The organism is Actinobacillus porcitonsillarum, assembly GCF_003101015.1.
In the GTDB taxonomy this organism is placed as follows: Bacteria; Pseudomonadota; Gammaproteobacteria; order Enterobacterales; family Pasteurellaceae; genus Haemophilus_A; species Haemophilus_A porcitonsillarum.
Map to the genome: position 1 here is coordinate 1,570,756 of NZ_CP029206.1, position 13,775 is coordinate 1,584,530.

Here is a 13,775-nt window from a genome sequence, read left to right on the forward strand (position 1 = left end):
TTAGTTCGCAGATTTTAATGCATTTTTTAATGTGGCAGCAAAAGCCTCGGCTAAACGTTCACGTTGAGCTTGATCTTTAGCGCTATTGTGTAAAATGTTGGTAACCATATTACCCAATGCCATTAAAGAAAGATCAGCCGGTGCTTTATGCTTTTCTAATACGATAAAAAGATCTTTAAGAAGTTCGTCTAATTGTTCGCTTTTATATTTAGATTGAATTGCCATATGATTGTTTTAACAAAAGAAAATTTGCCAAATAGTAGCATATTTTTACCCGATAGAGAGCAACAAGCGGTTTAAAAACGAAAAATTTTTGCGGAAATAAGTAAAACGAGTACAAAAATAAATTGTCATTTGATTTTGTTCTCGCTTTTTCTTCTAAAAATGCATAAAATGAACAGTCGTTCAGTTTGTCAGAATGGGGGGATTCATGCAGAATATATCATCCGCTAAAGATGATATGAATCGTCAAATTCTTTCCGCAACAGAAAGTTTGATTGCCGAAATCGGCATACAGAATTTATCTATGCGCTGAATTTACAATCCAAGTGCAACAAAAAAAGAAGTACTCATCAACTAGAATATAATTTTGTTTCCACACAAAAACCACTTCCAAATGATGAGTACTTCCTACCGACATCTTACAATAAACGAGCGAGAAAAGATAATGATTTTACTCGCACAGGGCAAAAAACAAGCAGAAATTGCCAAAGCACTGGGACGTAGCTCCAGCACCATTTCTCGCGAGCTGAAACGACACGCTCTAGAAAGCTACAGTGCAACGAACGCACAAAACAGCTATTTGAAGCATCGTCAAAATAGCAAAGCACAGCGCAAATTAGAGCAGCCTGAATATTTCAATTTGGTGCAAGAAAAGTTTCTGACAGAAAACTGGTCGCCCGAACAAATCAGCGCACGATTAAAATTGGAAAAATCTGAATTATCCATTAGTTATTCAACCATTTATCGTGGTATTTATTCAGGGTTGTTTGATATAGGCGAACGCAAAGCCAGTCGCAAACTGCGCCACAAAGGCAAAACACGGCATACAAAAAATCATCATGAAAAACGTGGCAAAATTCAGATATCCAACCATTTGAACGACCGTCCCATTTCGGCGCAAAATCGCAGTCGCTTTGGACATTGGGAAGCCGATACCGTACTGGGTAAAGCGGGTGGAGCTTGTTTGCTGACGCTGACGGAACGCAAAAGTCGTTTTGAGTTGGTGAAGAAAATTCCTGCCAAAAAAGCCGAAGCAGTCCAAAAAGCCATGATTGAATTGCTGGATTCACATATATTGCGGTCAATTACGCCAGACCGTGGTAAAGAATTTGCCCAACATCGTTTGGTAACAGAAGCACTGGGTGTAGAATTTTACTTCCCCGAGCCGCATCAACCGTGGACACGGGGAACGAATGAAAATACAAATGGGTTACTTCGTGAATACTTTCCGAAGCACCAAGACATCAATCAGTGGAGCGAAGTTGATATTCAACAGGTGATCAATAAACTGAATTTACGACCACGTAAATGTTTAGGTTGGAAAACACCTTATGAAGTTTACTTCAAAAAATCGTTGCACTTGGTTTGACAATTCAAGGAATAAATTTGTCCGAAAAGGGCAACAAGCAGGCGTTATCGCAAAACTGCCGGCTGAGTTACTTCATATTTTGGGCATAGGAACCGTAATTGAATTATGTCATTTACAGCAGGTGCTTAAAAAAGAATATTCCAAAGAGACTATTGAGGAAATGTTATTGCGTTCTTGGAAAGCCATTTCAGCAAATCAAGAGTAATTATTTATACGATCTAATGATGGAGAAAATATGACAACAGAAAATCAAAAGCCTTCTCGTGGGAGAAAGTTTTTAATTGTACTTACGTTGATTATTGTTCTTGCCGTATTTTTAGGTACAGCAGGATTACAAAAGTTTATTGAAGGGAAAAAAGCCGAAGCAGCAGCGAATATGCCGGAAACGGTTAGCCAAGTAACAGCAATGCAAGTGCAACCGCAAAGCTGGACACCGACGCTTTCTGCGGTAGGTTATGTTCGCCCGAATCAAGGTGCAATGCTGAGTGCTGAAGCATCAGGTACAGTAAGCCGAGTATTAGTGCGTTCAGGGCAACGTGTGAATAAAGGCGATTTATTAGTTGAATTTGATAGTGCAGTTGAAGTGGCTAACTTAAAAGCTTCTGAGGCACAATTACCTGCGGCAAAAGCAGCTTATGATCGTTATCGCAACCTTGTGGCATCAAATAGTGCTTCACAAGCAGAGTTAGATAATGCCAAAGCAACCTATAACCAATTAGTAGCAAATATCGAGTCGCTCCGTTCAACCATTGGTCGCCGTAAGGTTTATGCACCATTTAGTGGTATTGCCGGTATTGTGAATGTGAATGTTGGTCAATATATCTCAACAGGGACAGAGATTGTTCGAGTTGAAGACCAAAGCTCAATGAAAATCCGTTTCACATTACCTCAAACCGATATTGAGAAAATCAATGTAGGGCAACGTGTAACCGTTGAAATTGATGCTTTACCGGGGCAAACTTTCTCTGCTCGTATTGCGGCAATTGACCCCGCAGTAGATCGTTTAACCGGTTTAATCAATCTTGAAGCTGTTATAGAAGATAGTCAGAATAAATTGCTTTCAGGTATGTTTGCTCGTTTAAGTGTTGAATTACCTACAGAGGAAAGTCAAGTTGTGGTACCACAAATTGTCGTAACCTATACCATGTATGGTGAAACCGTTTATGTATTACAACCGCTTTCTGATGAAGATAAAGCTCTCGTGAATAAAATGGCGGAGCAAAACCCTGCTTTAAAAGATACGGCTAAAGTGTATCGTGCAAAACAAGTTGAAGTAAAAACAGCTGACCGAAATGGTGTTTATGCTCAATTAGTTAAAGGTGTTAAAGTCGGCGATTTAGTTGTAACCGGTGGATTCCAACGTTTAAGTAATAATGCTTTAGTGATTGTTTCTGAACAAGAAGCGGTAGGCTTAACCCAACCGGCTAAAGAGAGCAAATTATAATAGAGGGTATCAATGAAATTTACTGATATTTTTATTAAACGCCCTGTATTAGCCGTCTGTATTAGTTTGTTGATCACGATTTTAGGTCTGCAATCTATTAGTAAGCTACAAGTGCGTGAATATCCTGAAATGACGGTTTCAGTTGTAACCGTCAGCGTAAATTATTCGGGTGCAGATGCAAGTTTAATGCAGGCATTGGTGACTTCTCAGATTGAGGAAGCCGTAGCGCAAGCGGACAACATTGACTATGTAACGTCGTCAAGTAAGCCAAGTACTTCAACAGTTACGGTCAAGATGAAATTGAATACTAACCCACAAATGGCGTTAGCGGATATTTCAGCAAAAGTGAATGCAATCCGCTCTAACTTACCGAGTGGGATTGACGATCCGTCCATTAGCGTTTCGTCTGGTTCGAATGATGCGTTGATGTATATTCGTTTCGTATCAAATGAGTTAAGCACACCGCAAATTACCGATTACATTAACCGTGTAGTAAAACCGCAATTCTTTACGGTAAACGGTGTATCAAGTGTTGATATTTTTGGTGCGGCAAACTTTGGTCTGCGTATTTGGTTAGATCCTGACAAAATGGCAGGAAATAACTTATCCGGCGCACAGGTATTATCGGCACTTTCGTCAAATAACTTAAATACCGCGGCAGGTAATGCGAACGGCTACTATACTGTTTACAAAAATAAGGTGGAGTCAAGCACGCCTTCGGTTGAAGAGCTTGAAAACGTAACGATTTCAACGACTTCTGATGGACGTATCATCAAATTAAAAGATGTGGCAACCGTTGAATTAGATAAATATCAAGATGCTTCACGTACCGTAGCAGATGGTAAAGAAGCGGTTGTATTAGCAGTTTCTGCTGCAACTACGGCAAACTCATTAACCGTTGCTAAAAATATCTATCCAGTTTTTGAGTTGATCCAAAAGAATTTGCCTGACTCTGTTAGTGGGCAAATTATGTACGATAAAACCATTTCAATTAATAGCTCTATCAATGAGGTAATTAAAACCATCTTTGAAGCAACGGTTATCGTTTTAGTGGTTATCGTTCTGTTCTTAGGTTCGTTACGTGCTATGGTGGTGCCGATTATTACGATTCCTATTTCGTTAATCGGTGCACTGTTCTTATTACAAATGATGGGCTTCTCCATTAACCTCTTAACCTTACTGGCGTTAGTATTGGCTATCGGGCTTGTGGTGGATGATGCGATCGTTGTATTAGAAAACGTAGAACGTCACGTAAAAGAAGGTAAATCACCATTTGATGCAGCGATTATCGGTACACGTGAAATTGCTGTACCGGTTATTTCAATGACTGTTGCACTCGGTGCAGTATATTCCCCAATGGCATTGATGGAAGGGGTAACAGGTTCTTTATTTAAAGAGTTCGCCTTGACACTTGCCGGCGCAGTATTTATTTCAGGTATTGCGGCATTAACGCTTTCGCCGATGATGTCTAGCCGAGTATTAAAAGAGCATAATCATGATGAAGAAAGCCGTTTTGCTCGCTGTATCAATGGTATGCTGGATAAAATGACTTCTTGCTATACCAATATGCTACGAGGTGTGATGTCGGTACGCTGGTTTATGCTGATTTTTGCAGTGGGCGTATTTGCAACCTTACCTATTTTATTAAACTCACTTTCAAGCGAAGTTGCTCCAACGGAAGATCGTGGCTTCGTGGTGGGGATTGGCAGTGGTCCGGCAAATACAAACTTAGATTACACACAAGCTGCAACGGCAAAATTTAACGAAGAAGTAGGTAAGATTCCAGAAGTGGCTGCAATGATGACCATTTCGGGCTTTAATGGCACAAACAGTGCTTTATCGATTATCTCGTTAAAAGACTGGAGTGAGCGTACTCGTGAAAGAGCCGCTATTTCTGCTGATGTTGCAGCCATTGCGAAGAAAGTCGTGCCAATGGATATCAACGCAATCGCATTCCCTGAAATTTCAACAGGGGAAAGTGGTTTACCTTTCTCGTTAGTTATTACAACATCAGATAATTACGCAAAATTAGCCGATGTTGCCGGCGATTTCTTGAAAAAAGCGCAAGCATCAGGTCAATTCTTCTTTGCAAGTTTAGACCTAAAATTTAATACGGTTACAATGAAATGGAAATTTGACCGTGAAAAAATGGGAACCTATGGCGTAACCATGCAACAAGTGAGTAATACACTTGGGGCTTATTTGTCAGGTGCAATTATTACCCGTGTGGATATTGACTCTCGTGCTTATCCGATTGTGTCGCAAGCAGTGCGTAATGATCGATTAAATCCGGATGATTTAACCAAATTCTACGTAACTACAGCAACAGGCGAATCGATCCCGTTGAGTTCGTTTGTAACGTTAGAGTTATCAACAGAGCCGGCTTCACTTGAACGTATGAGCCAATTAAATGCGGCAACGATTACTGGGGTTGTATCAGGATCTATTGGTGATGCAGTAAACTGGGCGAAAGCAGAATTAGATAAATCATTACCTCAAGGTTATCAATATGATTTCCGTTCAGAATCACGTCAATACGTACAAGAAGGGAATGCGATGGTCATGACCTTTGCTTTAGCGGTAATCATTATCTACCTTGTATTAGCAATTCAGTTTGAATCTTGGCGTGATCCGATGGTAATTCTCGTTTCTGTACCATTAGCCGTAAGTGGGGCATTATTAACGATGAACGTACTTGGATTGATGAAAAACCCAGGGGCAACGCTCAATATCTACTCTCAAGTAGGTTTGGTGACATTGGTTGGTTTAATCACGAAACACGGTATTTTGATGTGTGAAGTGGCTAAAGAAGAACAGTTAAATCACGGGCTTTCTCGCTTCGAGGCGATTGTACATGCTGCAACGATTCGTTTACGTCCAATTATGATGACAACAGCCGCAATGATTGCAGGTCTTGTTCCATTACTGTTTGCTTCAGGTCCGGGCGCAATCGCACGCTTTAGTATGGGTATGGTTATTATTGCTGGGCTTGGTATTGGGACTATGTTTACCTTATTCGTATTACCGGTTATCTATACTTTCTTAGGTCAAGAACACAAACCACTCCGTGAGTTTGATGAAGACAAATTTGAAAGAGAGAAGATCAGTAAGTTGGTTGAAAATATCGACTAAGCGACTAACTTTTAAATAGCATGCTCAAGCGGTAGTTTTTTTCAATGATTTTGCAAAAAATCAAAGAAAAACTACCGCTTGTTTTATATGATCTGAAACAGGGACAATAAATAAAAAGGAGAATGTATGCCGACTTTAAAAGCAATTCAACAGCGTTTAACGCAATTAGCGGAACAACAAAATCCTATTGTTCAATCCGTGATTTCACAATTAACACAACAGCAATTTCATGCCCGTTTAGAGGCGAATTTTGTGGCTTCATTGTGCCGGCAATTTAATAAAACCGCAGTGGAATTAGCATTGGCTTGTTTACCCATAGCGGCTTGTTATGCCAAAACGCCTGTTTCTCATTTTTATGTAGGTGCTATTGTTATTGGACAATCAGGGGATTTCTATTTTGGTGCTAACCAAGAATTTGAAGGCGAAAGCATGGCTCAAACCATTCATGCGGAGCAAAGTGCGATTTCCCATGCATGGTTGGCTGGTGAAACGGCTCTTTCAGATGTTATTGTCAATTATACGCCGTGTGGGCATTGCCGACAGTTTATGAATGAATTGAATACGGCAAATACCTTAAAAATTCATTTACCGCATAGTCAAGAAAATGCATTGCATACTTATTTGCCTGATGCATTTGGTCCGAAAGATTTACACATTGAGAAAGTGCTGTTTGATAAACAATCTCTCGCGTTTGTAATTGAAATGGATAGTTCAATAGATAAAGTGAGCCGAAAAGCGATTGAAGCAGCACAACAATCCTATGCACCTTATAGTGGCTCTTTTAGTGGCGTTGCATTGTTGTTGGCTAACCAGCAAATTGTTTGTGGACGCTATGCTGAAAACGCTGCATTTAACCCGAGTCTTCCTCCATTGCAGTTGGCATTGAATTACCAACGAATGTTAGGTTTAGCAGATGAAAAAGTTTTACGAGCTGTAATGGCGGAAAAGAGCAACACCATTAGCCATAGATCGAGCACAGAAGCTATGGTAAATACGTTATTAAATCTCCCACTAGAATATATTGCGCTGTAAGAAAAAGTCCTCCATTTTGGAGGACTTTTGTCTATTATGCCTTTATCTATTAGCGTTGAATTAAATAACGTAATTTCGTACCGTCTTGCTCTACACTTAATAAGGTATAGCCGTGATTTTTAGTATCTACGGGGATATTATTGATAGATTGAGCACAATCACTTAATAATTCTAAAATCTCGCCTTTTTGCAATTGTGGCATGGTTTCTAACATTACAATGGCAGGGTAAGGGCAAGGTTCGCCTAAGGTATCGAGTGTGTAATCTGGGGTAATCTCTTTTGGATCTTTATCCAATTTTTGTACAACGGTAAAAGCCATAATTAAATTCCTTCTTTGAGTAAAATTAGTTTGAACAGCAAGATGTTGCTGCGACTTTCGCTTTTGCTTTCGCTAGGAAACGTTTTTCCCACCAAACAACCGCGATTAAACATAGGATCAGTAGAGTGTAATTCACTAATAAACCGCCTACATCGCCAAATTCTTTGAGTAAATTAAGTTTTTCGTAATCTAAGGCAAGTGCTGGAGCAAGGTCGTCCCATAAGTAAGCTAATAGGGTGGAACCAATCACATTACCAACGCCAACCCACATAAAATGCACCTGTCCTTCCATTGAGCGATACATCCAGCCTGTTTCACAACCGCCTGCTAAAACAATGCCGAAGCCGAATAATAAGCCACCAATAATTGCATTTGGACCAGCCCACATAATTTTAGGAGCAACGCCAAGTTGGATATAAGAGAATACACCAATAGTGCCAACGATAATCCCGAAGATGATCGCTTTTGCCATATATGCACGACCTGTTACCCATAAGTCACGGAAAGCAGAGGTAAAGCAGATTTGCGCTCGTTCGATTAAAAGACCAAAGGCTAAACCACATAACATTGCAAAGCCAAATTTAACCGAAGACTGCATTACATAAAGCGAGGCAATGAAGTAAGCAAAGAAAATCACCATACCTAAGCGGAAACGGCGAGTGGCTTGTTTAGGATCGGTTTCTTGTAGTTTTGCAGCCCCTTTTTTCAATTCTAATTTCACACGGAACATTGGAAGTAGGGTGAATTTCACCCCGAAATAAGTACCGATTGCCGTTGCAATGGTAAAGAACCATGCGTGAACGGAAAATTGAGGGATACCTGTAAATAGAGAGGCGAGATTACAGCCCATCGCTAAACGAGCGCCAAAACCAGCAAGAATTCCACCGACAACAGCTTGTATAATACGGCGTTTATGCGGTTGATTTCGCCATTTGACATTATTTGCCCATAGTGCTGCAGAAATACAGCCTGCGAACATCCCTAAAATCATCACGCCATCAATACGCGTAAATACCGTACCATTCATACCAATGATTTTGTAGTAGCTCCATTCACTCACATCAATGCCTAAGGCTTGGAGTGCATGACCGCCCCAACGGGTAAATTCGCCGGTCACCGCCCAATAAGTACCAGTAATACCGAAATAGTAAGCCGAAAGTAACCCGGCTGCGATCACCGCTGCCACAGGGTTCCAATATTTGATGAGATAGTTTTGTTTGAATTGTTGCCAAATCTCTAACATAAGTCCTTAAATCCTTAAGAGAAAGTTAATCGATTTGCAAGAAAGGTATAACAATGAAAACGAGAAATGTCGTTGAACAAATTTTATTGATTCATTTCCTATACACAACACTTGCGATATATCAATGAGTGTCTTGATGACTTAAACATTATAGCGTAATTTTAGTTGAGTGGAATAATCAAATATCAGAAATTTGATACTATGCCAAGTGGCTTATTTTTTTATACCTTTCTTATCCATGAATTTTTTTGGTAAAATGCTCACATAACTCTCTTATGAAAGGATATTAAACATGACTCAAGCACTTAGCGTAGTAATTTTAGCCGCAGGTAAAGGCACTCGTATGTATTCGGACTTACCGAAAGTATTGCATCCTGTTGCTGGCAAACCGATGGTTAAACACGTAATTGATACAGCAAAACAATTAAATGCACGTCAAATTAACTTAATTTATGGACACGGTGCAGATTTATTAAAGGAACGTTTAAGTGATGAGCCTGTAAACTGGGTATTCCAAGCAGAGCAATTAGGTACGGGGCACGCAATGCAACAAGCTGCGCCATTTTTTGCCGATGATGAAAATATTGTAATGCTTTATGGCGATGCACCGTTAATTCAAAAAGAAACCTTAGAGAAACTGATTGCAGCTAAACCGGAAAATGGTATAGCGCTATTAACGGTTGAATTAGATAACCCGACAGGTTATGGACGTATTATTCGTGAAAATGGCTCTGTGGTAGCAATTGTTGAACAAAAAGATGCGAATCCGGAACAACTAAAAATTCGTGAAGTAAATACGGGCGTTATGGTTGCAAGCGGTGCAAGTTTTAAAAAATGGCTCGCAAGTTTAAATAACAATAATGCACAAGGCGAATATTACATTACCGATGTAATTGCGATGGCAAATCAAGACGGTTTTACCGTTCAAGCCGTTCAAGCTTCTGAATTTATGGAAGTGGAAGGCGCAAACAATCGTTTACAGTTGGCTGCATTAGAGCGTTTCTATCAAGAAAAACAAGCAGAAAAATTATTGCTTGCCGGTGTAACGATTATTGACCCGAAACGTTTTGATATCCGTGGTAATATCACTCACGGTAAAGATGTTTCAATTGATGTGAATGTGATTTTAGAAGGGAATATTCAATTAGGCAACAACGTGAAAATTGGCGCAGGCTGTGTGTTGAAAAACGTAGTGATCGGCGACAATGTTGAAATCAAGCCTTATTCTGTTTTAGAAGATAGCGTAATTGGCGAAAGTGCAGATGTAGGTCCGTTTGCCCGTTTACGTCCAGGGGTTGAACTTGCTGCCAAAGCTCACGTAGGTAACTTTGTTGAAATTAAAAAATCGACTATTGGCGAAGGCTCGAAAGTGGGGCATTTAACTTATATTGGCGACAGCGAAGTGGGTGCAAACGTGAATATCGGTGCAGGTACGATTACTTGTAACTATGATGGTGCGAATAAATTTAAGACGATCATTGGCGATAATGTGTTTGTCGGTTCTGATAGCCAATTAGTTGCACCTGTAACTATCGCTAATGGTGCAACCATTGGTGCAGGCGCAACCATTACGAAAGATGTGGCAGAAAACGAACTTGTGATTACACGAGTACCACAAAAACATATTCAAGGTTGGAAACGTCCGACCAAACAGAAATAATCCCACAAGCGGTTGTTTTTTAGATATAATTTGCAACGTTTTGAAAACGTTAATGTTAAATGAGGAAAGATTATGGGCTTTTTAGCTGGTAAAAGAATTTTAATTACAGGTTTAGCAAGCAATCGTTCAATTGCTTACGGTATTGCAAAATCAATGAAAGCACAGGGTGCAGAATTAGCGTTTACCTATTTAAACGACAAACTTCAACCACGTGTTGAAGAGTTTGCCAAAGAATTTGGTTCTGACATCGTATTACCATTAGATGTAGCAACCGATGAAAGTATCACAAACTGCTTTGCAGAATTAAGCAAAAAATGGGAAAAATTTGATGGTTTTGTTCACGCAATCGCATTTGCACCGGGCGATCAATTAGATGGCGACTATGTCAATGCTGCAACTCGTGAAGGTTACCGTATTGCCCACGATATCAGTGCATACAGTTTCGTAGCAATGGCACAAGCTGCACGTCCATTCTTAAACAAAGACGCTGCATTATTAACCCTTTCTTATTTAGGTGCAGAACGTGCGATCCCTAACTACAACGTTATGTGTTTAGCCAAAGCATCACTTGAAGCTGCAACTCGTGTAATGGCAGCTGATTTAGGTAAAGAAGGTATCCGTGTTAATGCAATCTCTGCAGGTCCAATCCGTACGCTTGCTGCATCAGGTATCAAAAACTTCAAGAAAATGCTTGCAGCGTTCGAACAAACCGCAGCATTACGCCGTACCGTAACAATTGAAGATGTAGGCAACTCAGCCGCATTCTTATGTTCTGATTTAGCTTCGGGCGTAACAGGCGAAGTGTTACACGTTGATGCAGGCTTTAGCATTACAGCAATGGGCGAATTAGGCGAAGAATAATAATTGCTTTATTGAAATGATTGTGAGGGACAGGCTTTATGCCTGTCCTTTTGTCTACAATGTCTTGTTATCCTAGACTATGTAGCAGTTGCACAAAAGGATACGTAGGAACGCCACGCTGGCGTTCATTTCAAGTATCGAGATACAATACACGATTATGACTATCATTTTGAAGATGTAGAATTGTTCACTTATGTTATATTTATGATGGACGTCAGCATGGTGTCTGTACTATGCCATTTTATTAAATTAAGGGGTTGTGCATTTACTACAGAATACTGGAAAAAATCGTGATTTTCTCAGACAGAATGGCTGAAATCCGTTATAATCCCTTCAATTTTACAGGTGCATTTCGCACCGCTTTTTATTTTTACTAACTTGAGAATTTATGTTTCAAAACAATCCATTATTAGCGCAGTTAAAGCAACAAATTGAAGCGAGCAAAGAATACGTTGAAGGACGTGTCAAAACCTCAGATAAAGCTTATGGCTTCTTAGAATGTGAAAAAGAGAGCTTTTTTATTCCACCAGCAGAAATGAAAAAAGTAATGCACGGCGATACGGTTAAAGCGGTGGTTAAACGTGAAGGCGATAAGGCGTCAGTAGAAATTGATAGCCTAATTGAACCAATGTTAGATCGCTTTATTGCACAGGTGCGTTATAACAAAGATAACAAGCTTCAATTATTGGTAGATCATCCAAGTATTAAAGCGCCAATGCCTGCGAACACCCATAAAAAGGTAACAGAGACATTAGAAAATGGCGATTGGGTTGTCGCACAATTGCGTACGCACCCATTAAGAGATGATCGCTTCTTCTTCGCACAGGTTACACAGTTTATTTGTAAAGAAAGTGATCATTTTGCACCGTGGTGGGTTACATTAGCACGCCACGAGCAACCTCGTGAACCGGTTGCCACAGAAAAACATTACGCATTAAATGATGAATTAGAACGTCAAGATCTTACCGATCTCTATTTTACCACCATTGATAGCGCCTCTACTCAAGATATGGACGATGCGTTATATATCTCGCCAATCGAGGAAAATGGTGTTCAAACAGGCTGGCGTTTAGTGGTTGCGATTGCCGATCCTACTGCGTATATCCCAGAAAATTCACAAATTGAAAAAGCGGCTCGTCAGCGTTGTTTTACGAACTATTTACCGGGTTTTAATATCCCAATGTTGCCGAGAGAGTTATCTGATGATCTTTGCTCTTTAGTTGCAAATGAAAAACGTCCTGCCTTAGTTGGTTTTATTGAAACGGATCTTGAAGGGAACATTGTTAAACAAGCGGAGTTTGTCTCTGCTTGGGTAGAAAGCAAAGCTAAATTGGTTTATGACAATGTGTCAGATTATCTAGAAGGCGTTGAAAATGCGTGGCAACCGGAAAATGCACAAGTCAAACAGCAGATTGATTGGTTACACCAATTTACACAAGCTCGCATTAACTGGCGCAAAAACAATGCCTTAGTTTTCAAAGAACAAGGCGATTATTCTTTCGAATTAAATGAAGACGGTTCGGTACGCGATATTCATATTGAATATCGCCGTATTGCCAATCAAATTGTCGAAGAGAGTATGATTATTGCGAACATTTGTGCCGCACAATTCTTAGATGCTAACGCACAAACAGGGGTATTTAATACTCACGCAGGTTTTGATCCTAAAAATTATGAAGCGGTAAAAACCTTTTTATTAAATACGTTAACGAATGAAAACACTGATGAAGCGACATTAGCAACATTGAACGAACGCTATTCAAGCGAACGTTTAGCGACCTTAGATGGGTATTGTGAGATGCAACGTGATGTGAGAGATTTCCCGGAGAATTTCCTTGAATTGCGTTTACGCCGTTATCTGACATTTGCCGAATTTAAAGCAGAAGTTGCACCGCATTTCGGTTTAGGTATTAGCCATTATGCCACTTGGACTTCACCAATTCGTAAATATGGCGATATGGTAAATCATCGAATTATCAAACAGATCTTACAAGGGAAGTCGGTTAATCCGGTAGAAACCTCGATTTTGGAACGATTACAGGAAGCTCGTAAGCAAAATCGAATGGTAGAAAGAGATGTGGCAGATTGGTTATATGCTCGCTATCTCTTCCCAATGGTTGAACAAGCGGTTGAATTTGAATGTGAAATTGCAGATGTTTCCCGTGGAGGCATCCGAGCACGTGTATTAGAAAATGGTGCTTCTATTTTTGTACCTTATTCAACGTTACACGATAACAAAGACGAAATGGATTACCGTAGCGAAGAAATCGCCCTTTATATTAAAGGGGAAAAAGCTTACCAAATCGGGCAAGCGGTTAAAGTAAAATTAACAGAAGTTCGCTTAGAAACACGCTCTATTGTTGGTAATATTGTTCAATAGGCCTTTTAGATAATCAAAAGAGGAATGGCGATGCAGAGCATGATTCCTCTTTTTTTATCATAAGATAATGTTATACTAATCACATTCTAAGTATTTATTTTTAGCGAGATTTT

Annotated in this window: 11 protein-coding genes; 8 read left to right on the top strand and 3 right to left on the bottom strand. The window is 39.9% G+C overall.

The window, feature by feature from the left end:
• Positions 1-225, bottom strand: a complete 225-nt coding sequence (locus tag DDU33_RS07510) for a YejL family protein (RefSeq protein WP_108924154.1) — start codon at positions 223-225, stop codon at positions 1-3.
• 391 nt (positions 226-616) lie between these two features.
• Here DDU33_RS07510 and DDU33_RS07520 point away from each other — a divergent pair, with 391 nt between their 5' ends.
• The 5 genes from DDU33_RS07520 (at position 617) to cdd (ending at position 7,199) form a co-directional block, all read left to right on the top strand.
• Complete coding sequence (locus DDU33_RS07520) at positions 617-1,591, top strand: IS30-like element ISApl1 family transposase (protein ID WP_012478345.1); 975 nt, start codon at positions 617-619, stop codon at positions 1,589-1,591.
• Positions 1,554-1,796 (top strand): TetR family transcriptional regulator C-terminal domain-containing protein, encoded by a 243-nt coding sequence (locus tag DDU33_RS07525; protein WP_244175308.1) that lies wholly within the window; start codon positions 1,554-1,556, stop codon positions 1,794-1,796. Before DDU33_RS07520 ends, DDU33_RS07525 begins: the two co-directional genes overlap by 38 nt.
• 30 nt (positions 1,797-1,826) lie before the next feature.
• Positions 1,827-3,035, top strand: coding sequence for an efflux RND transporter periplasmic adaptor subunit (locus tag DDU33_RS07530; protein WP_108924156.1), 1,209 nt, complete (start codon positions 1,827-1,829; stop codon positions 3,033-3,035).
• Positions 3,036-3,047: 12 nt separating this feature from the next.
• Complete coding sequence (locus DDU33_RS07535) at positions 3,048-6,167, top strand: efflux RND transporter permease subunit (protein ID WP_108924158.1); 3,120 nt, start codon at positions 3,048-3,050, stop codon at positions 6,165-6,167.
• A 126-nt stretch (positions 6,168-6,293) separates the two neighbouring features.
• Positions 6,294-7,199, top strand: a complete 906-nt coding sequence (gene cdd / locus DDU33_RS07540) for a cytidine deaminase (RefSeq protein WP_108924160.1) — start codon at positions 6,294-6,296, stop codon at positions 7,197-7,199.
• 49 nt (positions 7,200-7,248) lie between these two features.
• Here cdd and yedF read toward each other — a convergent pair whose 3' ends face one another.
• The gene (yedF, locus tag DDU33_RS07545; RefSeq protein ID WP_005819410.1) at positions 7,249-7,518 is read right to left on the bottom strand and encodes a sulfurtransferase-like selenium metabolism protein YedF; all 270 of its coding nucleotides are present in this window, start codon (positions 7,516-7,518) and stop codon (positions 7,249-7,251) included.
• A gap of 25 nt (positions 7,519-7,543) precedes the next feature.
• A complete protein-coding gene (yedE, locus tag DDU33_RS07550; protein ID WP_108924162.1) occupies positions 7,544-8,761 on the bottom strand; it encodes a selenium metabolism membrane protein YedE/FdhT in 1,218 nt (405 codons plus the stop codon).
• Positions 8,762-9,053: 292 nt separating this feature from the next.
• Between yedE and glmU the strand changes: the two genes are divergently transcribed.
• The 3 genes from glmU to DDU33_RS07565 all read left to right on the top strand — a co-directional run bounded on the left by glmU (position 9,054) and on the right by DDU33_RS07565 (position 13,662).
• Positions 9,054-10,421: a bifunctional UDP-N-acetylglucosamine diphosphorylase/glucosamine-1-phosphate N-acetyltransferase GlmU gene (gene glmU, locus DDU33_RS07555; RefSeq protein ID WP_108924164.1), complete on the top strand. Its 1,368-nt coding sequence runs from the start codon at positions 9,054-9,056 to the stop codon at positions 10,419-10,421.
• Between the two features lie 72 nt (positions 10,422-10,493).
• Entirely contained in the window at positions 10,494-11,282 is a 789-nt protein-coding gene (locus tag DDU33_RS07560; protein WP_108924166.1) for an enoyl-ACP reductase FabI, read from the top strand.
• 388 nt (positions 11,283-11,670) lie between these two features.
• Positions 11,671-13,662, top strand: a complete 1,992-nt coding sequence (locus DDU33_RS07565) for an exoribonuclease II (RefSeq protein ID WP_108924168.1) — start codon at positions 11,671-11,673, stop codon at positions 13,660-13,662.
• Positions 13,663-13,775 lie beyond the last annotated feature (113 nt).

Coding starts and splice junctions, on each gene's coding strand:
- DDU33_RS07560 (WP_108924166.1), top strand. CDS start 10,494: ATGGGCTTTTTAGCTGGTAAAAGAATTTTAATTACAGGTTTAGCAAGC.
- DDU33_RS07520 (WP_012478345.1), top strand. CDS start 617: ATGATGAGTACTTCCTACCGACATCTTACAATAAACGAGCGAGAAAAG.
- yedF (WP_005819410.1), bottom strand. CDS start 7,518: ATGGCTTTTACCGTTGTACAAAAATTGGATAAAGATCCAAAAGAGATT.
- yedE (WP_108924162.1), bottom strand. CDS start 8,761: ATGTTAGAGATTTGGCAACAATTCAAACAAAACTATCTCATCAAATAT.
- DDU33_RS07565 (WP_108924168.1), top strand. CDS start 11,671: ATGTTTCAAAACAATCCATTATTAGCGCAGTTAAAGCAACAAATTGAA.
- glmU (WP_108924164.1), top strand. CDS start 9,054: ATGACTCAAGCACTTAGCGTAGTAATTTTAGCCGCAGGTAAAGGCACT.
- DDU33_RS07510 (WP_108924154.1), bottom strand. CDS start 225: ATGGCAATTCAATCTAAATATAAAAGCGAACAATTAGACGAACTTCTT.
- DDU33_RS07525 (WP_244175308.1), top strand. CDS start 1,554: ATGAAGTTTACTTCAAAAAATCGTTGCACTTGGTTTGACAATTCAAGG.
- DDU33_RS07535 (WP_108924158.1), top strand. CDS start 3,048: ATGAAATTTACTGATATTTTTATTAAACGCCCTGTATTAGCCGTCTGT.
- DDU33_RS07530 (WP_108924156.1), top strand. CDS start 1,827: ATGACAACAGAAAATCAAAAGCCTTCTCGTGGGAGAAAGTTTTTAATT.
- cdd (WP_108924160.1), top strand. CDS start 6,294: ATGCCGACTTTAAAAGCAATTCAACAGCGTTTAACGCAATTAGCGGAA.